A 25,543-nucleotide genomic window follows, 5' to 3' on the forward strand; every position below is an offset into this window, starting at 1 on the left:
TAAATCGGGTCGTTCAAGCGTTCCGCATCAAAGCAGTCTCCCTGGACATATTCATTCATGACATAATCATTCCGGGGCACATAATACCATTGACTAAATGGTTAGATCAGTTTATATTATCACTAACCAGTTAGTTATTATAATGGCTGAACCCAAAGAGAGAAGGAATGAACCGATGACACAACGGACCTGGCTGATTACCGGCGTAACCAGCGGCTTCGGCCGCCACATGACCGAGCAGCTTCTTGCCCGCGGCGATCGTGTCGCCGGCACCGTCCGCAGGATGGAAGCCATGAACGATCTCAAAGCCAAATACGGCGACCAACTGTGGCTCGCCCATCTCGATGTAACCGATACGCCAGCTATCCATCAGGCTGTGAACCAGGCATTCGCCGAACTCGGTAAGATCGACGTTGTGGTCAACAACGCCGGTTATGGACTCTTCGGCGCGGCTGAGGAGCTGACGGATGAGGAAATCCTCCACCATCTGAACACCAACCTGATCGGATCGATCCAGGTGGTCCGCGCCGCACTTCCATATTTGCGCGCGCAAGGCGGGGGCCGCATAATCCAGCTCTCTACCTATGGCGGCCAGGCGACCAATCCAGGCGCGTCCCTGTATCACGCAAGCAAGTGGGGAATCGAAGGCTTCATCGAATCAACGATGAAGGATGTTGCACCCTTCAATATCGGTGTCACCATCGTCGAGCCTGGCGGCGCGCGCACGGAGTTCAGATACGGCAGCGCCAGGATCGGTACGAAAATCGATGCCTATGACGCAAGCCCTGCCAGCATGACCCGGCGATTCATTGAGGGCTCCACGCATCTTCCGATTGGCGATCCTGCCAAGATGGCCAAGATCATGATCGACAGCGTCGATCAGAATCCGGCTCCGGAGCGGATCGTGCTCGGCAGCGACTCATACAATGCGATTCACAAGGCGCTTACCGAACGGCTCGCGGCTCTGGAAGCGCAGAGAGATCTCGCATTCTCGACAGACTTCCCCGTGGACCATTGACGGGAAGCGGTGGACTCATCCCAAAATCCGGCCTGATGCCCTCCTATGGACAGCAGACAACTTATCCATGGCGTTACGCTTACAGAGGAAGGATGTACAAGTCAACATGGCTTGTGCATCCTTCTTTGCCGTCCCTTCCAAGGCTCCTTGCCCCTAATAGGGCGAGCCTCTCATGCTTATGCATAAAATTTTTCACTCCCATCCATGCTAACTACTCACAGCCTTTTTCGCTATTCGGATAATATGACATACTGTCGTCATATTATGAATTGTATAGTATGTATGTAATCACAAATCAGGTACGAGGAGAGACAGCTATGGAAAACGTAAAGTCAAAGGTCATCATTATAACGGGAGCATCCAGCGGGATCGGACAAGCTGCGGCGGAGTTATTGGCTAAATACGGTGCAAAGATCGTATTGGCAGCGAGAAGAGAAGAACGTTTGCAGAAGATCGTAAGCGATATTGAAAAAAAGGGCGGAGATGCTGTATATTTAGCAACCAATGTGGCTTCTTCGGAGGACATGCAGGAATTGGCCCGATTTGTATTAAAGCAATATGGACGCATCGATGTGCTTGTCAATAATGCCGGAATTATGCCTCTTTCTCAGCTGAATGAATTAAAGGTCCACGAATGGGACCAAATGATCGATGTCAATATCAAAGGCGTTTTATACGGGATTGCCGCCGTTCTGCCAGCTATGAGGGAACAAAAATCAGGCCATATCATTAACATTTCATCGGTTGCCGGTTATCATGTATCCCCAACCTCTGCTGTATACAGCAGCACCAAATTTGCGGTCAGAGCCATTACGGAAGGGCTGCGCCAGGAAGAATCGCCGGCATCCAATATCCGCACCACGATTGTCTCCCCCGGTTTTACGGATACGGAGCTGACCCATGCGATCAGCAGCCCTGAAATTAAAGCCATAGTGAGCCAAATGAGCGACATTGCGATTTCTCCCGACAGTATAGCAAGAGCGATTGCCTTTGCGATTAATGAACCGGCCGATACGGGAGTGAATGAAATTGTCATCAGACCGACCGCGCAGCCATCTTAATCGGTCGCCTTTGAGATGCAAAGCTATTTGGAACAAGAATGGGGGCGGTTTTTATTCCTGAACATCATGATATATTAAGCTTTAAAGCTTTTACTTCCTGGATTGCTGGATTAAACAAATTGGATGACGATTTATGGACAAAACCGATTTCGGAAGGGAAATGGTCGGTTAGCGAAATTGTTTCGCATATTTTGAATTGGGATAACCATATAATCTCGCAGATTCTTCCCGCCGTGAGAAAAGGGAAAAACATCACATTTCCAGATATTGAGACCTATAATCAAAAAGCATCCCAGTATGCCAAATCGGGAATTACACAATCGGCCTTGATCGATGAAGTCATTCGAACCAGAGAACATCTTGTCGCCCAGCTATTGGAGATGCCCGATGATTTATATCATGCGCACTTGAACTATTCTCTTGCATTCCTTATTCAGGAATTTGTTTTACACGACGATCAACATAAAGAACAGATCGAATCATTTGTAAATCGAGAAGAAAGGGTGATAAAATGACAGAACAAGAGGATGTTCGCCAATGCCATTAGGCATAGTAAGGCTATTTTAGATGCAGGGGGATAATGATCAATGGGAATTGCTGTTCTTCTCGGAAGCTCTCGCAAAAACGGAAATACCGACAGATTGGCAGGTCAGTTGGTAAAAGGTTTGGATGCGATTAAATTATATTTATCCGACTATAACATCCAACCGATTAACGATTATCGTCATTCCGAGAGGGAATCGTTCCCGGACGATGATTACCTTATGTTAATGGAACAGGTTTTGAAACAGGACATTATTGTGTTTGCGACACCTGTCTACTGGTATGGAATGTCAGGAGTCATGAAAACCTTTGTTGACCGCTGGTCCCAATCGCTGCTGGAGAACAGAGCGGGTTTCAGAGCTGCTTTATCCGCCAAAAAGGCCTTTGTTATCGCGATTGGGGACGATGAACCTCATTTGAAAGGACTGCCGTTAATCCAGCAATTCCAATATATTTTTGATTTTGCCGGCATAACGTTTGCGGGTCATCTGCTTGGTAAGGGAAACAGACCGGATGACATTCTGCACGATGCGGCAGCTCTTATTGCTCTCGAGGAATTACGGGGAAAACTGAACCATTATCTCGCAGGCGCATAAAACGCAATGCCGATTGGAAAGCATGAGGATGCCGGGTTCTCCCGGACACTTGCGAATGGTTGAAGTTGGGAGGTAACTACAATGAAAGTCAGACCCTCGGTTAAGCCTATTTGTGAAAAATGCAGAGTTATTCGCCGCGATGGCGAGGTTATGGTCATTTGTGAAAATCCAAAGCATAAACAGAAGCAAGGGTAATGTTCCTGGTCATTTGCTCACCTATGCAGAACCAAATCAGGCTGCAAGAAAGTCCTTGAGGATCAAGCGCTTCTTCACAATAATGACCAGTTCCGATTATAGGAGCTGGTCATTTTTTTGTTCAAACGAATGAATCCGATGGTACTCTTCTGAACTTCATGCATAATTTGGAAGAAATTATTGGAAGTCTATTTATACAATTCGGATAACAAGCGATTATGGGAGTTTAGGCCTGGAATCCTTTCTTTAGCGCCGAAGCGATCGTCACGACCCGTTTGGCTTGATGAATGACGGCGGCTTTGGCATCTTCGACAATTTTTCCTTGCTGGTCGACCGTCACACTTGTACCATAGGGATTGCCTCCTGCATCAAACAGGGATTGATTCGTATAACCAGGCGCTACGACGATGGCTCCCCAATGATACATTGTCGTATACAGAGCGAGTATGGTAGCTTCCTGACCGCCATGCGGGTTTTGTGCGGAGGTCATCGCGCTTACTACCTTGTTGACTATTTTTCCTTGAAACCAAATGCCGCCTGTGGAGTCCAAAAATTGTTTCATCTGTGCCGCAATATTTCCGAAACGTGTGGGGGTGCTGAAAATTATGGCATCTGCTGCCACGATATCATCCGGAGATACAGTGGGGACATCCTTGGTCGCTTCGACATGCGCTTTCCAATCCGGGTTAGCGTCAATCTCTGATTGGGGCGCAAATTCCGGTACCTTGAAAAGCTTGACGTCTGCCCCCGCAAGCTTCCCTCCTTCTGCAGCCCACTGCGCGAGTTGATAGTTCGTACCCGTAGAGCTGTAGTAGACAACCGCCAGATGTACATGTGCCATACCTTTTATTTGCCCCTTCCAGACCATATTCGCTGAATCTTCATCTTCTCAAGGTTTAGATGCCATCCCCTATTATTCGCGCCGGACCGCACAAATATCCCCAAATGAAGAATAGCCTGTTTCTGTATGGTGAACAAGTTACTATGTCGTCGAGAATGGGTATAGATGTCCATCTAAACAAAAGGACGTTAACCCGTTGTCGAAAACGAGCAAAATTAACGCATCGGAGCGTTCCGATAGTCCGATCGCGGCAAGCTCGCGGGCATTGAATGACCGATCCCAGAAAATTTGATCCGTAAGGGGAAGAACATTGGCAGCGGATATAATCATATCGCCTTGAATCAACACCGCACCAGCATGCAAAGGGCTCTCCGGAAGGAAAATGGACTCCAGCAGCGGAGTGGAGATCTTTGCGAATATGGGTGTGCCTTGACTTATTAGAGGAGCAATAAGGTCTTCTCTTTGAATGACGATAAGCGCTCCTTGCCGTTTGGAACTCAAATGATGCATGGCAAAGGATATTTCCTTATAGTGATTTGTGTATTCAGACAGAATGCTGTTCAAAAAATAGGTGGACGCAACCGATACCGATTCGGAAAACCTTTTGGAGATATCATCAATATCGCTTAGAAGTTGAACACGATCCTGCTCAAAGGTGAAAATAACATTTTTCAGTATTTCCTCAATCCGGGTCAGCTTTTTTATTAATTCAGTCCGCAGAAGAGAAAAGTCGCTATTGGCAATATCCATATGTAAAACCCTCCGCCTGACAGGGATTTAAGCTTATTTTGATTCCGGGAGCTGAAAGGGGTAAAGAGCACCTTTATAGGAAAATGATTCTCTTCCCGTTTCCTCGGATACCACGACGATTAATGCGTCCGTCCGCTCTGACAATCCGATTGCAGCGCGATGGCGTGTTCCTAACTTTTTTTTATATGTTTTTTTAGTGAGCGGGAGGATGTTGGCAGCCGATACAATAATATCGTAACGGATCAATACAGCTCCATCATGCAGGGGGCTGCCAACCGGGAAAATGGAATCCAGAAGCGAACCGGAAAATTCGGCATGGATAGGCACTCCCGGGGTAATCCATTCGTCAAGCGGATCTTCCCTTTGGATGACAATAAGAGCTCCTTGCCGTTTGGAGCTGAGCTTGCGGACGGCTTCGAAAATTTCGTTAAACTTATTTGTATAAGGAGCCAGCAGGCAGCTTAAGTAATACGCGGATGCCATCTTTCCCGAATCCGAGAATCTTTTAGAAAGATGTCTAAGATCATTCAGAATGTCAATGTCCTCTTGATTCAATGAGGCAATTAATTGGGATAGATTTTCGGAGATGCTGATGAACTGTTCCTTAACATCATTCTGCTGTGGTGAAAGCCCTCCCCCAGTGTATTCCATTGCTGTTTAGCCTCCTTTACTATTTTTTAGTTATTCCCGTTGATGGCAATAATTATTTCTAGTAATAGACAGCTGCCAGGGGAACGTCGACCATATGTTTTTAGAATTGAAAATACTCGAACGTTCGTTTATTATACAGCTATGAGACACAAGGACGATATTAAAAACGAAGCAATCTTTCAGGCCGCGATTGAACTTCTGAATGAAACAGGTTAGATAACAGAGAGTATTTTATGTTCCTGGAGCAGTTCTTGACCTCGCCATTGTTGGATAAATTAGATCTGAAGGACACTTCGTCGATGTTTATTCCTTTGTTTCGATATGTTGAGGAAGGGCAATTGAAACCATTACAAATGGCTTTTATTTTGTCTTACTGTTACTTTCCTGTTACAGCGCTGGCCAAAGCCCATTTCAAAGGACAATTCGAGGTCAATGAGGATCATCTTCAACAAATTATCCGGATGAGCTGGGATGCTGTCAGAGCTTGACGAAGGATTTATTTTATTGAAATATAACTGAACGTTCGATTATTATATAAATATTGGAAGGGAGGTGATGCTTCTCCTATATGGCATAGCTGCTAAGTCGGATAACCCTTGTCACAAAAATGAGAATATGGAGGCATTCAAAATGAAAATAATCGATCAACTATATATCAATGGACAGTTCGTGAAGCCGCATGGAACCGAAATACAGGACCTTATTAATCCTTCGACCAAAGAAATCATAGGCAAGGTAACGCTTGCTAATGAGCAGGATACCAGGGATGCCATTGCCGCTGCCAAAAAAGCGTTTAAAACCTTCAAAAATACTTCGGTGGAAGAACGCGCCCAAATGCTGCAAAGACTGCATGATGCCGTGCTGGCCAGAACAGAGGAATTGAATCAGGCCTTTATTGAAGAATACGGAAGTACTGCCATGGCAGCCCCTTCCTTTACCGATATCTCGGCGAAAAATTTTCTTCTCACCAAGGAAACGGTGGAGGAATTTGAATTCACCAAACAAATCGGAACAGCGAAAGTTGTCCTCGAACCGCTTGGCGTGGTCGGCATGATTACGCCCTGGAATGCCAATTACACCTATATTACCTCCAAGCTGGCAGCTGCTATCGCAGCAGGTTGTACGGCAGTAATCAAGCCCAGCGAGCTAAGCGCGATCCAGACGCGGCTGATAACCGAATGCTTGCATGAAGCCAATATTCCGGCAGGAGTAATCAATATCGTAACCGGGACCGGAGCGGTGGTCGGAGCTGAAATTACCCGGCATCCCGATATTGCAATGATTTCCTTCACAGGATCTACTCAAGTCGGTAAAATCATTGCCAGGGGTGCCGTAGATACAATGAAAAGAGTCACGCTGGAATTGGGTGGAAAATCACCGAATATTATGCTTGATGATGCCGATTTGAACCATGCCGTCCCGCTGGCGCTCATGCTCTGTTTTGGGAACAATGGTCAAACCTGTATGGCCGGGACACGGCTCATTGTACCCGAGCATCGTCTTGAAGAAGTTAAAGCGATGGCCAAGGCTGCTCTCCATTCATTCAAGGTAGGCGATCCCCGGGAGGCGGATACGGCTATCGGCCCGGTAGTCACCCAAAAGCAATATGACAATGTTCAACGCTATATCAGACTCGGCATTGAGGAAGGCGCCGAATTAGTGGCCGGAGGAGAAGGACATCCTGAAGGACTGGAGCATGGATATTTTGTCAAACCAACCATCTTTGCCAAGGTTACCCGTAATATGACCATTGCGAAGGAAGAAATATTCGGTCCGGTCTTATCCATTCTTACCTATAAAACGGAGGAAGAGGCTGTTGAGATTGCCAATGACACTATATATGGACTGGCAGCCTATATCAGTTCGACCAATCTGAAAAAAGCTAGTCAAATCGCCTCTCAAATCGAGTCTGGAACGGTCATGATTAATGGGGTCATGGGTGACATGAGTGCACCATTCGGCGGTTTCAAACAATCCGGAATCGGCAGGGAATTTGGCGTATATGGGCTGGAAGAGTATCTTGAAACCAAAGCGATATCCGGATATGAAGAAGCCGGATCGCCGGAGTAAGCGAACCCTGACCTTGCAGTGAAGGAAACGGTTTGACGACCATATGTTGAGCCATTCGTATAAAAGACAGCTCCGGGCAAATAAGCCCGGAGCTGCCTTCGTTTTATTCCAAAATTTTTTTTAAGTTCCTAGCAAACCTGCGGATTCTTGATGTTGCGCGGCAGTTTGGGAGATGATCTTTCATTATTCTTTTATTGGCCTTTGCTACAATTACAAATGGCGGTCGTCTGGCTTCCGCGTCGGCAACCATTCACCTGTGTTTGGAACATGGAACACAAGCTGCTGCGCGCAGCTTCGGGAGCTCCATCTCCTGATCGTGCCAGACAATTCGTACATCAATTATCCATGGAAGGAAAGGAAGCAAAAAATGAGGAAATCAGCTTTAAGCATGCTGCTCGCTCTGGTAATGTTCTGGGCATCATTATCGCAGGTGCACTATGCAAATGCGGCCGAGGAGAGCGATTATTCGTACACCATTGACGGCGATGGCGCAACGATTACTGATTTCCCGAGAGGAGCTGTTGTGGATATCATCATTCCCGATACCTTGGGAGGAGTACCGGTCACCGCGATTGGGGACACTGCATTTTATATCATCGATCTTACGAGCGTCGTCTTTCCGGACAGTCTGAAGAGCATTGGCAATGATGCATTCGGTTTTAATTTCCTTACCAGCATAGACATCCCGGACGGCGTGACGAGTATCGGCGAAAGAGCCTTCAAGGATAATCTGCTGACAAGCGTCGACATTCCGGACAGTGTGACGAGTGTTGGCCAGGAGGTTTTCTCGAACAATCTCATTACCCGCGTGAATATCCCGGACAGCTTAACTAGCATCAGCGATTTTGCATTTAGAGGCAACCAGCTTACAAGCGTGGTTATTCCGGACGGCGTGACGAGTATAGGAGGTTATGCTTTCCGTTATAATCTTCTGACCAGCGTAACGCTGTTGAATGAATCAACAGTTATCGATAACCTCGCGTTCAACAACAATCAGACCATTGCGGCAGATCTGAAAATTTTTGGTTCCGCGAGATCCGCTGTGCAAAATTATGCAAGGAGCAAGGGGTATACATTTGTGGACGGGACCGTGTTGTTTGCAGCGATGGACGCGGCGAAACAGCTGTTATCAGACCATATGCCAGGCACAAATGAAGGGCAGGTGCCAGCGCTCATTCATGACGGCTTGAAGGATGCGCTCGCTGATGCCAGACTTTTCGTCGACGGGATCACGGGCACAACCGTATCCACCGATTTGGAACCTCCCGCAGCCTTGTTGAATGCGGCGATCGATGTGTTCACCGACGCGATCATTCCGCCTCCGGCCGATGCCGCAGCATTGGAAGCGGCAATCGCGTTAGCGGATCAGGCGTTGACTGAGCATCCCGAAGGCACGGATGTCGGTGAAGCGTCCAGCGCAGCCCGCGCCGCGCTGCAAGACGCAATCGACGTGGCGCAGGATATCGCTGACGATGCCGGGAATCAAACCCAGGATCAGCTGGATGCGGCAGCCGCCGCGTTGAATGCGGCGATCGATACATTCGGGGATGCCATTACCCTGGCTGGCGATGCCGCAGCATTGGAAACGGTCATAGCGGCAGCGGATCAGGCGTTGACCGAGCATCCGGAAGGCACGGATGTCGGTGAAGCGTCCAGCGCAGCCCGTGCCGCGCTGCAAGACGCAATCAACGTGGCGCAGGGTATTGCTGACGATGACGGGAATCAAACCCAGAATCAGCTGGATGCGGCAGCCGCCGCGTTGAATGCGGCGATCGATACATTCGGGGATGCCATTATCCTGGCAGGCGATGCCGCAGCATTGGAGGCGGTCATAGCAGCAGCGGATCAGGCGTTGACCGAGCATCCGGAAGGCACGGATGTCGGTGAAGCGTCCAGCGCAGCCCGCGCCGCGCTGCAAGACGCAATCAACGTGGCGCAGGGTATTGCTGACGATGACGGGAATCAAACCCAGGATCAGCTGGATGCGGCAGCCGCCGCGTTGAATAACGCTCTGGCGCATTTTGAAGCCGCTTGGGTGGGACTTGTGCTGACAGCGCCAGCGGATGGTCTGTATGGCGCCTATGACATCCTACGCTTTACGGTGGTCTATGGATATGAAGTGACCGTGACGGGTTCGCCGGCCATTCCGCTCGCAATCGGCAGCGGCAGCGGTACCGAGACGGTTTATGCCTCTTATACGGGGGAACGCGGCACGCCATTGACCGAGCTGTCCTTCGAATATGACGTTCCCGGAGGATTTGCGGATGAGGATGGCATTGCCATTTCCCCGCAGATGGAGCTTCCGAACGGCGCAAGCATAACGCGTGCCAATGGCGGCGGGGCAGCTTCGCTGGCGTATCAGGCACCGGATATGAAGGGGCTGCATATCGTGTCCGTTCCGCCTGTTATTGCCCTGGCCGCTGGAGAAGGCGGCAGTTCATCGGCAGGTGTAACGGTGACGGCGAGCGTATATGGAGTGTCGGCGGGCAACACGCTGACCGAGCTGAACTGGATGCCGGGAAGCCATAGCAGCGCCGATTTTGCAGCTGAAGCCGGTACCGATATTCTGGCCGCGCAGCAGTTCATCGTCTCAGCGAACGGCACTTATACCGTCTATGCCAGGGACAAGGCAGGCAATGAAGCGGTGAGCGAAATTGCCGTCACCGGCATCGATACATCGTCACCCGATCCGGATGAAGAAGATGGGGACGATACACCCGGCGGACCCATTTATACCGGCCCATCGGGTCCCGCAACCGAACCGACAGCAACCATTATGCTGGACGGCGTAAGTACAGCGGTGCGATTCACGAAGGAGGCATCCGCCGACGGCCAGACCGTGATCCGGCTCTTCCCGACAGCTGAGCAATTGGCCGGAGCCTTCGCCGATCAGGCGGAAACAGAGCTTAAGACCGACGGGCTCGGTCCGGCGGTCAAGATAAGCTTGCCGGCAGCGCTGCTTCTAAGCGTGCTAAACAGCCAACCGGAAGCGCAGCTGCTGATAACCGTGAACGGGAACAGTCTGCGTATTCCGCTAAGCGCTATTGGCGAACTGCCCGAAGGGGCGATCCTGACAGCTGCGATCGCAGAAGCGTCCGATGCGTCGAGCGCTGCCATGAAGCAAGTCATCGACAAGGCAGGCGCGACTCCGCTGCTTGTGCATCCGATTTCTTATGGGCTGGATGCGGACGGCCAGGCCATTACTGGCTGGAGCGGCATCTATGCCGAGCGGACGATCAGGCTGCCCGCGGCAGCCGATCCTGATAAGACGACAGCGGTATGGATCGATGCGAAGGGCGGTCTGCATTTTGCGCCTTCCGTATTCTCGAGGGGCGAACCGCCGACGGTAATCATTCATTCCCCTGTGGACGGCCTGTATACGGTCATTCAGTCGGACGAATCTTTCCCTGATGTGCAGGGGCATTGGGCGCAGGAGGAGATCGAGCTGCTGGCGAACAAGCGGATCGTCGCAGGACAGCCGGACGGCGGATTCGCTCCGAACGCCAAGGTGTCCCGCGCCGAATTCGCAGCGCTGCTCGTGCGCGCACTCGGGCTGCCCGAGGCCAGTGGAGAAGAGCCTTTCACGGACGTGAAGGCGGAGGACTGGTATGCCGGAGCAGCAGAAACTGCGCTGCAAGCCGGCTTGATCGACGGCTTTGAGGACGGGACTTTTCGGCCCAACGCCAGTATCACCCGTGAGCAGATGTCCGTGATGATCGCCAGAGCGTTGGCGTTCGCCGGGCAAACGCCGCAGACGAATGCCGGCGCACTGGAGCCGTTTGCCGACGCCGCAGACATTTCGGACTGGGCGGCGGATGCGATTGCGCAGCTCTCCGGGACAGGGATTGTCCAAGGGACGACCGGTGCGGCATTCGATCCGCAGGCGCAAGCAACCCGGGCGCAGAGCGCCGTCATACTGAAGCGGATGCTGCAATATTTACATTTTATTTAATAAGTCAGCAACTCAAACAACCTTCGCTGTCCTCAGGACGGCGAAGGTTGTTTTTGATTGGAGTATTCGCGCAGTAGAGCAGAGAAGAAGATACCTGCAATGGACAGATGTTCTTGTCATCCGGGTGGCGATGCAGGATGACGAATGGATGTAATGGAAACTAGTCTCCTGTTGTTGTCTTTAGTCCGGTGTTTCAAAAATCTCCATGGGCCGCATCATTTCATAATCCTCATGCTCCAGCATATGGCAATGCCACACATAACGCCCGGTAAAAGGTCCAAAACGGACTATTATGGAAGTAATATAGCCATAAGGAGCTCGAACGGTATCTTTCAATCCTGTTTCATAAGGTTCAGGAGGATCCGGAGGTCCCGGGAATATAAGGTTTCCTGTTTCTTCAAAATGAGCGACATCAAAAGGCTGACGGTCAAGGATTTGAAAGTCAACCAAATGAAGATGGATCGGGTGAGGATCATCATTAATGATATTAATGAACCTCCATATTTCGACAGTATTCACTTCAATTTTTTCGGATATGCGATCTATCCACATTTTACCGTCCAATAAATTCAAGGATCTTCCATACTGGTCCTGAATTCGGATAAGCACCAAATCTCTTGTTCTCTTGGCCATACTTCTTGATAGTCTTATAAATTCTCCCATGTAAAATGGAAGAGAACTGGTATCTGCGCTAGTTAACGGTTGGGCGACTCTGAATTGCATAACCTCCGTGGTTTCGGCTGAGGCATTGCTGGTAACATTTTTGAGAATGATGGATTGGCCGCAGCAATAGGAAAAATCGATGATCACGTCCATACGCTCGGCGCTCAAAAGGATAAATTCATGGATGACGATCATTGTCTCAAGCAGGCCGCTATCCGTGCCAATTTGAAAAAAAGGCTGGTTGTTGTCCAATTTTAATGTAAGGATTCGACTATTGGATGCGTTCAAAATCCGAAACCGGTATTTTCGTGGCTCAACGTTCAAATAGGGGTAGACTTTTCCGTTTACCAGTATCGTATCCGCATCAAATGGAGGGACTAGAGAAGGAGATGGGAGACCTGCATCATCCTGATCCGGCCTGGCGGGATAGTAAAGCGATCCGTCGGGATTGAACGATCGGTCCACAATGATAAGTGGAATTTCATATTTTCCTTGAGGAAGATTAAGCGATTGCTCGTGCTTGTCGCGAATGAGATAATAACCCACGAGTCCCGCATAGACATTCAATCTTGTCATTCCTATTGTGTGGTCGTGATACCATAAAGCTGTGGCCCGCTCAATATTTGGATAGATATACACCTCCCGCTCAAATAGAGGTCCCGTTTGTTCGAAATTTCTCGTGAACCATGCCTCGGGGTAACCATCGCTATGGGCTGGCGTTCTTCCTCCATGTAAATGTACAACGCTTCTTCCTTCCGGAAGCGTTGATTCGGAACCGTGAATCGTGGTATCAACGGGAAGAAAGTGCTTGCCCGGCAGGTCATTGATCCATTTGACCAATACAGTCTCATTCTTCATCACATCGAACGTAGGACCAGGAAATGTTCCTTCGTACCCCCATAGACGGGTTGGCGGAAGATCCCTGTGCAGCTTCTGGGAAAACTCCTTCATAATCACTTCGTAATAGGAATGATTGCTGCTTTGCTTCCTGGGGGATAACGTATAGGGAACGGGCAGCTCATCTACGAATTTTTGCAGATTTATCTTTTCGGGCATGTAAAAGGGAGACCTCCTTGCATTCAAGATCCACGGAGTAAGTTTATGAATGGGAGCTTGCTCTTTATGCTGGCTATAAACCGGCTGGTATGGCGGCTTGCCGGATAATACCTTTGCACAGAGGTCCGGAACCTATAGGCAAATGCCGCATACGATGTAAAAACACAGTTGAAGAAGGAGTGATCTTGTAATGCCCGCTATTGTCGGTTTTGCCAAAATTGTCAGCGTCGGATCGAGTTCCATCGTCCAGTTCGGCGATTGTATCCAATCGTCTCCATCCAGCACGTCAAAAACATATGCCGGAGCCGGTTCATTTTTAACAGGCAGCCTTGCCAACTCGAACAATGCGCTCAGTGCCACGAATACGAACGACCCTGATTTCCAGGACAGCGTACAGAACGATATTGCCAACGGTGTGAATGCTATTTGAGTCTGACTGGCCGCTCTGAAGAGAGAAACATGCCTTTCCCGATTTCTTTGGAGCTTCTCATTGTCCGGTTCGCGCCGTATCATTGGCATTTACCCTTGAGCAGGTTGGCCGTTCCCAGGATGTCATGGGCAAGAATTCCAGGCCGATCCCGTTATTAAAGCCTGTCAGTCCCGGGACCTTTCGCTTGAGGAGGCTTATTTCAGCCTCCTTGGCGGCATGTGTCTGCCGGTAATTTTACATAGGACGTCATCTATGAAAATCAATCGTTCACACATTAGCTTTTGATGACGGGGGACAATAATCTGTTTTTGTTATGGATCCGCGTAAATCGCGGTTTTTTTTATTTTTGGCTCCATATTTCATGCCGGCTGGCTTTATTTGTATGCCGGATTCCCTTTCCGGTGCGTGTCCGCTGTCCCTTTCATTTTCTGAAAAACGCTCTATATATTTACAAAACCCTATCACCGGTGTTCTTATGCGTATGGTAGAATATGGGCGAAATACTAGATTTCATATGAGGAGGGACTTTAATGGGAAATCTTGCGTGGAGAAATGGAAAATGGGTAAAGGCCGCCTTGCTGACGGCTCTGGTACTGCCGTTGTTTGCGGGATTCACAGGCGGGCTCCAGCCGGCCTATGCCGAGGGTCCGGGCGACCCGGCGCCTTTCATTGAAGCGAAGATCGTCAACGAGAATGCAGGCAAAAAGGTTCTTTTCGACAACACGCACGCCCAAACGGCGGGAGCGGCGGACTGGGTGATTGACGGGGGCTTTTCGGATTTTGGCCAAGCGCTGGCAAACGACGGCTACTATGTAAAGGAACTGCGCAAGTCTGCCGCTTTTACTTATAATGATTTGAAGGATTACGACGTGTTCGTTATCGCGGAGCCGAACATTCCGTTCAAGACGAGCGAGCAGGACGCCATGGAGCAGTATATCCAGGAAGGCGGAAGCATCTTCTTTATCGGCGACCATTATAACGCGGACCGCAACAAGAACCGCTGGGACGGCTCGGAGGCAATAAACGGATACCGGCGCGGTGCCTGGGAAGATCCGGCCAAGGGGATGACCGCGGAAGAAAGAAGCTCGGCCGCCATGCAAAATATCGCCGGCTCCGATTGGCTGGCGGACAATTTCGGCGTCCGGTTCCGCTACAATGCGCTTGGCGATATAACGGCGAATCAGATCGTCCAGTCCGGGCAGGCATTCGGCATTACGGAAGGCGTGTCGGGCGTGGCCATGCATGCCGGCTCGACACTCGCCATCATTGATCCGTCCAAAGCCAAAGGGATCGTCTACGTTCCCGAAACGAACGAGTCCTGGGGAAGCGCCGTCGACCAAGGGGTCTATAACGGCGGAGGGATTGAAGAAGGGCCTTATGTTGCCGTCTCCAAGGCCGGTGCCGGCAAAGCCGCATTTATCGGCGATTCGTCGCCGGTCGAGGACGCCACTCCGAAATATCTGCGCGAGGAGACAGGCGCAAGGAAAACGACATACGACGGCTTCAAGGAACAGGATGACGGCCTGCTGCTTGTGAATTTGATCAATTGGCTGTCCGAGAAGGAGAGCTATACGAGCCTGGAGCAAGTAAGCGGCCTGCAGCTCGACCAGCCAACGGCGCTGCTGCCGACCGAGTCTCCCGCAGCATCTACGGAGCCGCAGCCGGAGCCTTGGTCCGCCCCGGCGGCCGGGTATAAATGGCATGACCGTTCGACCTTCAAGCCGGGTTCCTACGGCGGACCTGCTAGCAGCGCGAATGCCGCGTACAGCTTCGTCCATCAGGCGCAGCTGCCGAACGCGGCCGATTTTCAAATTCGCGTAGCCGCAGATAATCTGCCTGCCAATACCACGGTATCGGGCTTCGGCGCGGGCATTTATTTGACCGGCGGCGCGCAGGTAGCTCTTATCCGGAATGAAGACGGCACATGGCCGGCAGCTTATGGCTACAGCGCCGCTTTCAGCTTGACCTCTGACAGCAGGGGGCATGCTTTCAAGGACCTGACGGTCCGGATCAAGCCGGGGACGAACGGAACGGCGAACCTCCGCCTCAGACAGAACGGCACGAACCTGCTCACGCAGACCGTGACACTGGCAAACGTGCCTGCGGAGCCGCTGCCGGAGGAGGAAGGACCGATTCCGGCAGCGGTCACCATAGCAGAAGCCCGTATGAAGGCGGAAGGATCGACCGTTACGGTGGAGGGAGTGATCACGACCGAGCCGGGTGCTTTTGGCGGACAAGCCTTCTATCTTCAGGATGAGACCGGCGGCATCTATGTGTTCCAAAGCGCCAGCGGCTATCATCTGGGCGATGTCGTGAAGATTACGGCGCCTCTTGCCGTTTATAATACCGAGCTTGAGCTTGCGGATTTGATTGCAATCGAGAAGACGGGCACGGCACCGCTGCCTGGCCCGGTCATGGCGGAAGCGGTGAGCGATGCCAATCAAGGGCAGCTGCTTCAGCTGCAGGATGTGACGATCCGCAATATCATCAGCGCAACGCCTGCGGGTTCTTTTGAATTCGACGCGGTGAACGGCGGAGTCAGCAATCATGTGCGCGTCGATGTGCGGACGGGAGTTGCGCTTGCCGATTTTCCGTATCAGGAAGGAGCTGTGGTAAATGTAACGGGCGTCTCGGCTATTTTCAGAGGGCTCTACCAGTTGAAGCCAAGAGGACTCGGCGACTTCACAGCGGTGCAGTCGGATACGGAAGCGCCGACGACATCGGCTGCGCTTTCCGCGGCTCCTAACGCCGAAGGATGGGTGAATCAGGATGTGGAAGTTGCGTTAACCGCTGCAGATGACACGGCCGGAACCATAACGACGCAATATGCCGTTGACGGCGGTGCATACACCGCCTATGCGGGTCCGTTCACCGTCACAGAGGAAGCGCGGCATACGGTCGGCTATTTCTCTACGGATGCGGCCGGCAACGCGGAAGAGGCGAAATTCATTCAGGTGAACGTGGATAAGACGCTTCCTGCCGCTGAACTGACCCAGTCGGGGCAGGCTGTAGGCGATGTGCTTGAAACAGCTGTTCTGACCTTTGAATTGGTTTCATCCGACGGGCTCTCCGGAATAATCTCAGAGCAGCTGCTGCTGGACGGCACAGAGATTGCGAGCGGGGAGACGGTACAGGCATCGGAGCTGGGGGTGGGCGCTCACTCGGTAAGCTACAGCGTTGTGGATGCCGCAGGAAACGTCTCGGCTGCCAGCCATCCCTTCCAGGTTACAGGCAAGCCACTGGCGACGGGCGTTCCAGGCAAGCCGGTGCTGTCGAGCAACAACGGTTATGATACGGGCCTCCGGGACGGCAGCTATACGGTTACGATGAATGTATGGTGGGGGAATAACGGCACCATATTCAAGCTGTACGAGAACGGTGAGCTGATCAGCACGCAGAATCTGACGGACAGGACGCCAGCCGCGCAAACCGTGAATACCGATATTGCCGGCAAGGCGAACGGGACTTACCGTTATACAGCGGAGCTTGGCAACGCCTACGGAACGACGATGAGCGATACGCTGGTCGTGACCGTGACGGATGCGTCCCCCGGCAAGCCGGTGCTGTCGCAGGACAATTGGGACGGAGACGGCAAATATAACGTAACGATGAATCTGTGGTGGGGAACGAATGCGGCCGGGTACCGGCTGTATGAAAATGACAGACTTATCGATTCGCAGCAGCTGGAGGAGCACACGCCGAACGCACAGCATGCCGTGACAGCGATTGACGGGCGTACTGCGGGAACGTATACGTACCGCAGCGAGCTTGTCAACGCCGCAGGCGAGACAACAAGCGAGGCGATTACCGTCGTCGTAAGGTAGCGCGCAGCGTGCGGAAATACTGCCTCCTTAAAGGCGAGTAAGATTAGATGCCTGCGCGGCGCAGTGGGAGCACGCCACGAGGTACATCAAAGAGCATCCCATTAGACGCCGAGCTAAAGAAACCGTCCGTTCCGCAGCAGGCGGAACGAACGGTTTCTTCTCTTAAACCAGTTTCTTCCGGATTGCCCCGGAGAGATAATCGATGATCGTGATCATGATTACGATGCCAAGCAGAATGATGCCGACGCGGTCCCAGTTGCGCGTACTGAGTGCAAAGATAAGCGGTGTGCCGATGCCGCCGGCACCGATGACCCCCAGTATCGTGGCGGAGCGCAAATTGATCTCGAACCGGTACAGCGTATAGGACAGGAAGCCCGGAAGTACCTGTGGAATGACAGCGAACCATAGCAATTGGAGCCGATTGGCGCCCGTCGCAATCAGCGCTTCCACCGGACCGCCGTCGATACTCTCGATCTCGTCGGCGAACAGCTTGCCCAGCATCCCGACCGAATGCAAGCCAAGCGCCAGAGCGCCTGCGAAGGAGCCGGGCCCGACCGCCTTGATGAACAGGATCGCCATGACAATCTCGGGAAAGGTCCGGATGAAGCTGAGAATGATTTTCCCCGTGCCGGACACTGTCTTGTATTGGCTCATATTGGCAGCCGCCCAGAATGCGAACGGAATGCAGATCACGGTGGAGATAAAAGTGCCCAGGACGGATATCGCGAGCGTATCCAGCAGACCGCGCAGCAGATCCTCGCCATCGGGCAAATAGACGAAGTCCCAGTCCGGCGAGAATATGCCGGTCGTGATCGACTTCGTAATCTGCCAGGCCGTCTCCTTGATCCCCGTGAACGGAATACCGGTGAAAGCCCATATATAGACGGCCGCAAGCGCCGCATAGATAAGCCAGCGATATCGGCTGCGTCGCGGTTTGCGGAGTCGTTGTGCTTCTGTTTTCGTCGTCATAGCAGCTTCTCCCTCAGCTTGGTGCTCGCATAATCGATCAGCAGCACGACAGCCAATGTGAAAAGAATAATAACGCAAGTCTTGTCATATTCCAGGAAGCCGAGCGTTACATCGTAGTAATGGCCGATCCCTCCGGCACCGACGAGCCCAAGTACCGCAGCAGCCCGAACGTTAATCTCGAAGGTATACAGCGTAAACGAGACAAAATGCGCCTGAATCTGCGGCACGACGCTGTACATGATACGCTGCGAGCGGTTAGCGCCAACGGCGGTCATCGCTTCCAGCGGTCCGCGGTCGATTCCTTCGAGCGCCTCATAGGTCAGCTTGGCGATCAGGCCCAGCGAGAAAACGGCGAGAGCCAGGATGCCCGGCACGGGACCGATGCCGAAAATGGCAACAAAGATCGCCGCAAGCAGCAAATCCGGAATGGTGCGGACCAGACTAAGCAGGAAGCGGATCGGGTAGAAGAGCCACCCGGTTCCGGCGATATTGCTTGCGCATAGCAGGGCGACAGGAACGGCCAGAACGGCGCCGATCGTCGTGCCGATAACTGCCATGCGTATCGTCTCCAGCATGGCAGCCACAATATTATCGAAATACGACCATCTCGGCGGAAACATTTCGCGAAGCAGATCCAGCATATTCGGCAGGCCTTTGACAAGCTCGCCAATCGTCGCTTCGGTCCTCGCGGCGCTTCCCCACAACGCCGCCAGCACGACTGCCGCCGTCAAGTAATGCTTATATCTTCGGGGCGGCTTCGGACGCTCTGCACGGGGTTGTGCGCTTGCTTTCACATTCGCCTGCAGGCTCATACGACAAGCTCCCCGAGCAGCTCGTCCGTCATAATGGGTCTGCCGTAAATTGCGGCGAACCTTTCATCCGTCGCTTCCGATACGGGCCCGTCGAAGACGACTTCGCCTGCCCGGAGCCCGACAATCCGCGTTGCATATTCCCGGGCCAGATCGATAAAGTGAAGGTTAACGATCGTCGTAATGCCAAGCTCCTGATTGATTTTTTTCAAATCGTCCATGACCTGCTTCGTCGTCAGCGGGTCGAGGGAGGCAACAGGCTCATCGGCCAAAATAATTTTCGCTTCCTGCGCAAGGACACGGGCAATCGCAACGCGCTGCTGCTGTCCCCCTGACAGCTCGTCCGCCCGGGAATAGGCCTTCTCCACAATATTGACTCTCTCCAGCGCCTTGAAGGCCAGGTTGACGTCATGCTCCGGGAAGCGGCCAAGAATGGTCCGCAGCGTGGAATGGTAGCCAACCCGGCCGGCCAGCACGTTGCGGAGGACGGTCGAGCGCTTGACCAGATTAAAGCTCTGGAATATCATGCCGATATCGCGGCGGATCATCCGCAGCTGCTTGCCGCTCGCCTGCGTGATCGAACTGCCGTCGATCAGGATGTCGCCTCCGGAAATATCGTGCAGCCGGTTGATCGAGCGGAGAAGGGTGGATTTGCCTGCCCCGGACAGCCCGACAACCGCGACGAACTCGCCTTTGCCGAAGGTCAGATTGATGCCGTTTAGTCCCTTTGTCGCGTTCGGATATGTCTTGTACACGTTGCGCAGCTCTATCATGCTTAAGTTCCTTCCTTTTCGTTAGAGAGTCGTAACAATGGGACAAGCCAGCACGCGCGCCGTAAGCGAACGTACTGGCTTGTCCAGCCGGGTGCAGAACCGGCTTGCCGCAAGAGGCGGGAGAGCTTACTCGGTTTTCACTTTTTCCCCATATTGGCGGACAATCTCGAATACGCTGTCGTCGGATTTGACATAGCCTTCGTGCGTATAGATCTCCTTAATAATGTTGTGGCCTTCCGGATCGGTGCCGATATCGATGAACGCCTGCTGAATTTTCGCCGTCCAGTCCGCGTTCATATCGGAGCGGACCGTTACGGTGTCGTTCGGTATCGGCTCGGTGAAAGCCAGGACGCGGGTATCCTTGAATACATCCGGATAGTCCTTCAACACGGTATTGCGCGCATCCTGAAAAATAGCGGCAGCGTCCACATCCCCGTTCAGCAAAGCAATTACGCCCTGGTCATGGCCTTTCACCGTAACCGGCGTTACGTCGCTCAGCGGATCGATGCCGTTATCCATCAGCTTGCCTGCCGGCCACACGTAACCGGCCGACGAAGTGACATCCTGATAGGCGATACGTTTGCCCTTCAGATCCTTTACTTCTTTGATATCAGAATCCGCCTTGACGATGATCATCGACTTGTAGAAATCAACCAGTTCGGCCGTCGGAGCGCCGGTGTTGTCGTCAACGCCGAAACGCTGCGCCTGCAAAATAATATTGGCCGCCCCTTTGTCTTTGGCAATGACGTAAGCGGTAGGGGGGAGGAATCCCACGTCTACCTGCTTGGAAGCCATAGCCTCAATAATCGTGTTGTAGTTGGTGGACACACTCACTTTTACCGGGATGCCCAATTTGTCGCCCAGCAGCTTCTCCAGCGGTTTCGCCTTCGCCTCCAGCGTATCGGCGTTCTGCGAAGGAACGAATTGAACGGTCAGCGTTTCGGGAACATAGCCTTCGGCTGACTTGCTTGCTTCAGTCGTATCGGCAGGGGCAGAAGTCTCTTCGTTCGTCACCGCAGGCGCTGCGGAGTTGCCGCCATTATTGTCGGCGGTGCCGTTGTTGGCGCCGCAGGCGCTAAGCAATAACGCGGACAGCAGCAGCGGAAAAGCAAGAACATGCATTTTTCTCAATTCAAACCCTCCAGATATTTACTTTTTTTCTTACACTTGTCTACTATAAAATACTTTTATTAACTGTTGGTAATCGCCAGAAGAAGGGTTTGTAAATGTTGGAAAATAACCGGGGGGACTATTGCCAAGAGGGATGGGAGGGGGGCCGGATGCAATCAGACCAACTCGGCAGCTATAGCAGGGAAGCACGGCTGACCGACAAGCAAAGCGCCGCCCGGTTCACCGGGCGGCGCTGATTTTATAATGCATATGCTGTTAAGCGATGAACAAATACTTGCACCCGTTAGTTTTTCACCTTCGGACAGTTAGAGCAGTATTCTTCGACACTGGAGACCTCATAGTAGAAGCAGCAGGTTTTGCGGACCCGCATAGGCGTATCAGTGACAGTCGAGGAAACCGGTTTGCCATAAAAGGGGCTCAGCGGATTTTGTTTTTCCCCGAACAGGGCGCCAGGAGCCTGCTGAATCAGGTATTGAAAGTCTGCCCGGCCGCGGGCTTGCTCCTGCTGATCCCCGCTTGCGCGGATTCGTTTCTCGTAGAGCGAAAACACACGAACCGCGGCATTCTCCCATAAAATCGGTTTGGGCACCTTGGCCACGCCAGACATGACCTGTATGAGTTTGCCCAGATTACCGGCGAAATAACTTTGAATTACCGTATCGCGCCAAGCATGCCGTTCGCTTGCTTCGGGCATCGCCGCATTGACATCGTCGAGACTGACAAGCTCCAGCCAGGAGAGGCCAGGGGTCGATTCGAGCAAGCAGTTCCCGGCCGATAAATCCAGCCCCCTGTTGTACGCGGACATGGCGTACAGCAGCGGAGCGGCGGTTAAGAAGGCATATCTTTTCATAAACTGCGAAGCTGTAATCATCCGCGAGGGGGACTGCAGCTGCACAGTCAATAGATCCAGATAATCGGAGCATCTCGCTTCATCGAGCAGGTCCGACACTCTCACCGAATTCCTATGACGGGTCGGGGCATGCTCACACATGCCAAAATGTCCGCTCAAGTAATTCCATTCCTCCTGCGTGAGCCGGGACTGCATGTTCATTCCCCCTTTTGGATTCCAGGCTCAAACGGACTTAGTTAAGCGCATCAGCAATCTGATCGACAACCAAATTGATGGCAATTGGCCCATAATAACCGATCCACTGCGCTGTATTCTCCACATAGACGTGGCTCGACGTCACTGCACCGAGATTTTTCCAGATTGAAGTGTTTTGAAATTCTGCCGTCAGTTCCTTATTTGTATCGTCCTGGAGCAGAAACATGTGATCGGCAGCGAGCTCCGGCATAACTTCAAGCGAAATCATCGTGCTTGTATCTGTGCTGTTGACTGCCATTTTGGGAGGAGTCAGACCCAGGTCATCGTATAAAATTTGTGCGGTTCGATGCGATGTCGTATGCAGACGAATCATTTTATCCCTGGGCCGGATCAGAGCGACCGTTTGGTCTTTCAATTTGTCGGCCAATACGGTCTTCAGGTCGCTCACTTTCTGTTTGTAATCATCAACCAGCTTCTGCGCCTCTTCCGGCTGATGCAAAATTTGCCCGAATTTCAACAGTACAGTCCGCCAATCCTCGTTGCGCTCCAGCACAAGCGTCGGTGCGACTTTCTGTAAATCGTCATAGATCTTGTCATGGAACTCAGTCGCGATAATGAGATCCGGCTGGAGTCCGATGATTGCTTCCAGATTCGGTTCCACATATGTTCCGACTAATGTGACATTGTTCATCTTTTCGCCTAAATATTCAGGGAGCGCATTGTCGGTTTCGGCCACTACGCTGCCAAGCGGCTGCTTGCCCAGTGCCAGCATTTGATCCGCATACTGGACGTCCAGCACGACGATTTTCTCCGGTACCTTATCGAGTGTGATCTCGCCCCGTAGACCCTGAATGGTCACCGGTGCCGCCGGTGCGGGCTCCGCTGGGGCGTTGGTGTTTCCAGCCCCGTCAGTATTGGATTGCGTTTGATTCGCCGCAGCTTCTCCAGTATTATTGCCGCCTTGATTGGTACTGCTCGAGCACGCCCCCAGGAACATAACCAAAGCTGCCAACAAGCTAATGGTCCATACAAAATTGATTTTCCGATACATACAACAAGCCCCTCCGTTTTCTAATTGATAATGATATTCAACATCACTTACAACACTATAACGACTCAGGCTGTCCTCAGCAATGGATGCTTGCGACAACCGCAATGGATTATGGCGACACGAGAAGATGCGGCTGTTGCCGTTCTCCGAGAGCGCGGCAAGTTCCTTCGACCCGTGAAATATAAACAAGTATGAGGGAGAGTTAACCTTTCTTCTATTACAAAAAAACACTGTTGAGGATCGGCGGATCCGGATTCAACAGTGTTTGTATAAGAAGCGAATTGACGCATCGCCCGTTATAGCTTGCGCTTTACGACAAAACAGGCTGTTTTGCATTGAGAAACACTTCCGCCACCTGGTCCACCACCCGATTCATCGCAATAGGGCCGTAATAGGCAATCCACATGCTCACTTTGGCGTGATAAACGTGATGCTGCTGCACGGCCCGCAGACTTTTCCAGGTAGTCGTATTCTGAATCTCATCCGACCATGTTTGAAATTTGTTGTCGGTCAAAACAAAATAATGGTCGGCGTCCAGCTCCGGCAGCCCCTCCAACGAAATCATGGAGCTGGTCCGTTTGCGCTGTACGGCTTGCTTCGGCGGATGCAGCCCCAGATCGCTGTATAAAATCGCCGCCGTACGGTGAGCGCTTGTATGCAGCCTTATATTGTTATCCCGCGGACGAATTACGGTTACCGACTGTCCATGCAGCTTCGCTGCCAGAACCGATTTCAGCCTGCCGACTTTATGTTTGTACTGCTCCAGAACCTGCTCCGCCTCCAGTTCCTTGCCCGTAATACGCCCGATGATTCGCAAGGTTTCTCTCCAGTCGCGGTTCCGCTCAAACATGATGGTCGGCGCTATTTGCGCGAGGCTTGCATAAATATTCCTCTGGAACTCGGTGCAAATGATCAGATCGGGAGCCAAAGCACGAAGTGCTTCCATATCGGGTTCATCCTTCGTCCCCAAGGTCCGGAGCGCGTGCTGCTTGCCGATCAGATACTCGGGAAAGCTGCTTGGATCCCCGCTCACCATGACGCTTCCGGCCGGCTGTTCTCCCAATGCCAGCATATGGTCCATAAACTGGGGGTCCAGCACGGCAATTTTCCCAGGCTGCCGCTGAAGCGCAAGCTCGCCTTTAAGATGAATGACCGTACGAAATGAGCGGCGGATCGCAGTATCCAGCGGATCTGTCCATGCCTTCTTTTCATTGCGGTCTGCCGCCGGCTGAAGCTTGATCACTTCATTATTATCCGGTTCATCTTCTCTGGACTGCAGCATCCAATCCCGATACGTGCTAGGTGAAACGCCCGTAGAACGTTTAAATAACCGGCTGAAATAGTAGCTGTCCACATAACCGACTGCTTCGGCGATATCCTTGAGCCCTGCATTCGTATCCAGGAGCAGTTCCTTGGCCTTGTCCATGCGCACCTGCAGCAGATAGTCGATCGGCCCAAGCGCCAGCCGCTTTTTGAACAACCGCTGGATCGTCCGGGAGCTGCAATTCAAGAGCGCCGCAAGTGTGTCTGCTGTGATCGGCTGGGCATAGTTATTATCCATGTATCTTGCTGCATGCAGCACCAAATCGGGTGAAGCCTGCTCCAGTCCATCATGCTGCAATTGCTCCATCAGCTCGCAAACGAACTGATAAAATAACGATTTCACCCGCAGCTTCGCCATCGCTCCAGGCTGGTTCCATTCCTGCTCCATGCGGGACAAGGCAGCGAACAGGGGGGTTGCATGAATGGCCGCAAAACCATATTGGATATCAAACGGTTCCGTGCGGTCCAGCAGCTGAAGCAGATCCTGACTGCATGGCAGCGGCAGAGCGGCTTTATACTGAATCATATAATATTCCAAATGTTCGGCGATATCCGTAATAGCAAGAACTGTGTCTTTGCCGGCGTGGCAAACATATCCGTTCTCCACAAGCTGCTCCTCTCCGTTCAGCAGCAGCCGGGCACGGCCTTGTATCGTGTAAAGCAAAGTGCTTGCTGGGAGCCGGGATGCGTACAGCTGCCCGCCGATCGGCAGCTCGGTACGCTTCACCTCCATTATTTTCAACGCTGCATGGTTCCAAAGTAAAAGATGGTCTTCCACAATCATAATAGGCT

General features: G+C 52.0%; 20 protein-coding genes and 1 pseudogene. 10 read left to right on the top strand and 11 right to left on the bottom strand.

The features are described from left to right. Positions 1–175: 175 nt before the first annotated feature. From ACFOLF_RS36595 to rpmJ, 5 genes are all read left to right on the top strand, one after another. On the top strand, positions 176–1,018 hold the full coding sequence (locus tag ACFOLF_RS36595; RefSeq protein ID WP_210040083.1) for an SDR family oxidoreductase: 843 nt from the start codon (positions 176–178) through the stop codon (positions 1,016–1,018). A gap of 317 nt (positions 1,019–1,335) precedes the next feature. Further along, positions 1,336–2,079, top strand: coding sequence for an SDR family oxidoreductase (locus ACFOLF_RS36600; RefSeq protein WP_210040082.1), 744 nt, complete (start codon positions 1,336–1,338; stop codon positions 2,077–2,079). A gap of 38 nt (positions 2,080–2,117) precedes the next feature. Then, positions 2,118–2,594 carry a DinB family protein gene (locus tag ACFOLF_RS36605; RefSeq protein ID WP_210040081.1) on the top strand — a complete coding sequence of 159 codons (477 nt, stop codon included), beginning with the start codon at positions 2,118–2,120 and terminating at the stop codon, positions 2,592–2,594. A gap of 72 nt (positions 2,595–2,666) precedes the next feature. After that, positions 2,667–3,218, top strand: coding sequence for a flavodoxin family protein (locus ACFOLF_RS36610; protein WP_210040080.1), 552 nt, complete (start codon positions 2,667–2,669; stop codon positions 3,216–3,218). An 81-nt stretch (positions 3,219–3,299) separates the two neighbouring features. Next, positions 3,300–3,413: a 50S ribosomal protein L36 gene (rpmJ, locus tag ACFOLF_RS36615; protein WP_210040079.1), complete on the top strand. Its 114-nt coding sequence runs from the start codon at positions 3,300–3,302 to the stop codon at positions 3,411–3,413. Between the two features lie 226 nt (positions 3,414–3,639). On the opposite strand, the gene wrbA is transcribed toward rpmJ, so the two are convergent. From wrbA to cdaS, 3 genes are all read right to left on the bottom strand, one after another. Further along, on the bottom strand, positions 3,640–4,254 hold the full coding sequence (wrbA, locus tag ACFOLF_RS36620; protein WP_210040078.1) for an NAD(P)H:quinone oxidoreductase: 615 nt from the start codon (positions 4,252–4,254) through the stop codon (positions 3,640–3,642). A 141-nt stretch (positions 4,255–4,395) separates the two neighbouring features. Further along, positions 4,396–5,004: a diadenylate cyclase gene (locus ACFOLF_RS36625; RefSeq protein WP_210040077.1), complete on the bottom strand. Its 609-nt coding sequence runs from the start codon at positions 5,002–5,004 to the stop codon at positions 4,396–4,398. A gap of 33 nt (positions 5,005–5,037) precedes the next feature. Further along, on the bottom strand, positions 5,038–5,655 hold the full coding sequence (gene cdaS / locus ACFOLF_RS36630) for a sporulation-specific diadenylate cyclase CdaS (RefSeq protein ID WP_210040076.1): 618 nt from the start codon (positions 5,653–5,655) through the stop codon (positions 5,038–5,040). A gap of 227 nt (positions 5,656–5,882) precedes the next feature. Here cdaS and ACFOLF_RS36635 point away from each other — a divergent pair. The 3 genes and pseudogenes from ACFOLF_RS36635 to ACFOLF_RS36645 form a co-directional block, all read left to right on the top strand. Further along, positions 5,883–6,143: pseudogene (locus ACFOLF_RS36635) on the top strand (TetR/AcrR family transcriptional regulator); the annotation flags it as partial. Positions 6,144–6,285: 142 nt separating this feature from the next. Next, positions 6,286–7,725: an aldehyde dehydrogenase family protein gene (locus tag ACFOLF_RS36640; protein WP_210040074.1), complete on the top strand. Its 1,440-nt coding sequence runs from the start codon at positions 6,286–6,288 to the stop codon at positions 7,723–7,725. 367 nt (positions 7,726–8,092) lie between these two features. Further along, complete coding sequence (locus ACFOLF_RS36645) at positions 8,093–11,677, top strand: leucine-rich repeat protein (RefSeq protein ID WP_210040073.1); 3,585 nt, start codon at positions 8,093–8,095, stop codon at positions 11,675–11,677. 180 nt (positions 11,678–11,857) lie between these two features. Here the strand turns inward: ACFOLF_RS36645 and ACFOLF_RS36650 are convergent, their stop codons facing one another. Then, the gene (locus ACFOLF_RS36650; RefSeq protein WP_379113171.1) at positions 11,858–13,396 is read right to left on the bottom strand and encodes a multicopper oxidase family protein; all 1,539 of its coding nucleotides are present in this window, start codon (positions 13,394–13,396) and stop codon (positions 11,858–11,860) included. A gap of 190 nt (positions 13,397–13,586) precedes the next feature. Here ACFOLF_RS36650 and ACFOLF_RS36655 point away from each other — a divergent pair, with 190 nt between their 5' ends. Both ACFOLF_RS36655 and ACFOLF_RS36660 read left to right on the top strand, forming a co-directional pair. Beyond that, the gene (locus ACFOLF_RS36655; protein WP_210040072.1) at positions 13,587–13,826 is read left to right on the top strand and encodes a spore germination protein; all 240 of its coding nucleotides are present in this window, start codon (positions 13,587–13,589) and stop codon (positions 13,824–13,826) included. Positions 13,827–14,356: 530 nt separating this feature from the next. Further along, positions 14,357–17,650, top strand: a complete 3,294-nt coding sequence (locus ACFOLF_RS36660) for an OmpL47-type beta-barrel domain-containing protein (RefSeq protein WP_210040071.1) — start codon at positions 14,357–14,359, stop codon at positions 17,648–17,650. Between the two features lie 162 nt (positions 17,651–17,812). Here ACFOLF_RS36660 and phnE (ACFOLF_RS36665) read toward each other — a convergent pair whose 3' ends face one another. From phnE (ACFOLF_RS36665) to ACFOLF_RS36695, 7 genes are all read right to left on the bottom strand, one after another. Beyond that, on the bottom strand, positions 17,813–18,619 hold the full coding sequence (gene phnE / locus ACFOLF_RS36665; protein WP_210040070.1) for a phosphonate ABC transporter, permease protein PhnE: 807 nt from the start codon (positions 18,617–18,619) through the stop codon (positions 17,813–17,815). Beyond that, positions 18,616–19,431 carry a phosphonate ABC transporter, permease protein PhnE gene (gene phnE / locus ACFOLF_RS36670; RefSeq protein ID WP_210040069.1) on the bottom strand — a complete coding sequence of 272 codons (816 nt, stop codon included), beginning with the start codon at positions 19,429–19,431 and terminating at the stop codon, positions 18,616–18,618. The genes phnE (ACFOLF_RS36665) and phnE (ACFOLF_RS36670) overlap by 4 nt, the downstream gene beginning before the upstream one ends. Further along, on the bottom strand, positions 19,428–20,201 hold the full coding sequence (gene phnC / locus ACFOLF_RS36675) for a phosphonate ABC transporter ATP-binding protein (RefSeq protein ID WP_210040068.1): 774 nt from the start codon (positions 20,199–20,201) through the stop codon (positions 19,428–19,430). Before phnC ends, phnE (ACFOLF_RS36670) begins: the two co-directional genes overlap by 4 nt. A gap of 126 nt (positions 20,202–20,327) precedes the next feature. Beyond that, a complete protein-coding gene (locus ACFOLF_RS36680) occupies positions 20,328–21,323 on the bottom strand; it encodes a phosphate/phosphite/phosphonate ABC transporter substrate-binding protein (RefSeq protein WP_210040300.1) in 996 nt (331 codons plus the stop codon). A 292-nt stretch (positions 21,324–21,615) separates the two neighbouring features. Then, positions 21,616–22,377, bottom strand: coding sequence for an IucA/IucC family C-terminal-domain containing protein (locus tag ACFOLF_RS36685; protein WP_210040067.1), 762 nt, complete (start codon positions 22,375–22,377; stop codon positions 21,616–21,618). Positions 22,378–22,414: 37 nt separating this feature from the next. Further along, complete coding sequence (locus ACFOLF_RS36690; RefSeq protein WP_210040066.1) at positions 22,415–23,428, bottom strand: ABC transporter substrate-binding protein; 1,014 nt, start codon at positions 23,426–23,428, stop codon at positions 22,415–22,417. 310 nt (positions 23,429–23,738) lie between these two features. Continuing rightward, positions 23,739–25,535 (bottom strand): helix-turn-helix domain-containing protein, encoded by a 1,797-nt coding sequence (locus ACFOLF_RS36695; RefSeq protein WP_210040065.1) that lies wholly within the window; start codon positions 25,533–25,535, stop codon positions 23,739–23,741. Positions 25,536–25,543 lie beyond the last annotated feature (8 nt).

The sequence above is a fragment of the Paenibacillus sepulcri genome, assembly GCF_042647105.1.
Lineage (GTDB): Bacteria > Bacillota > Bacilli > Paenibacillales > Paenibacillaceae > Paenibacillus_Z > Paenibacillus_Z sepulcri.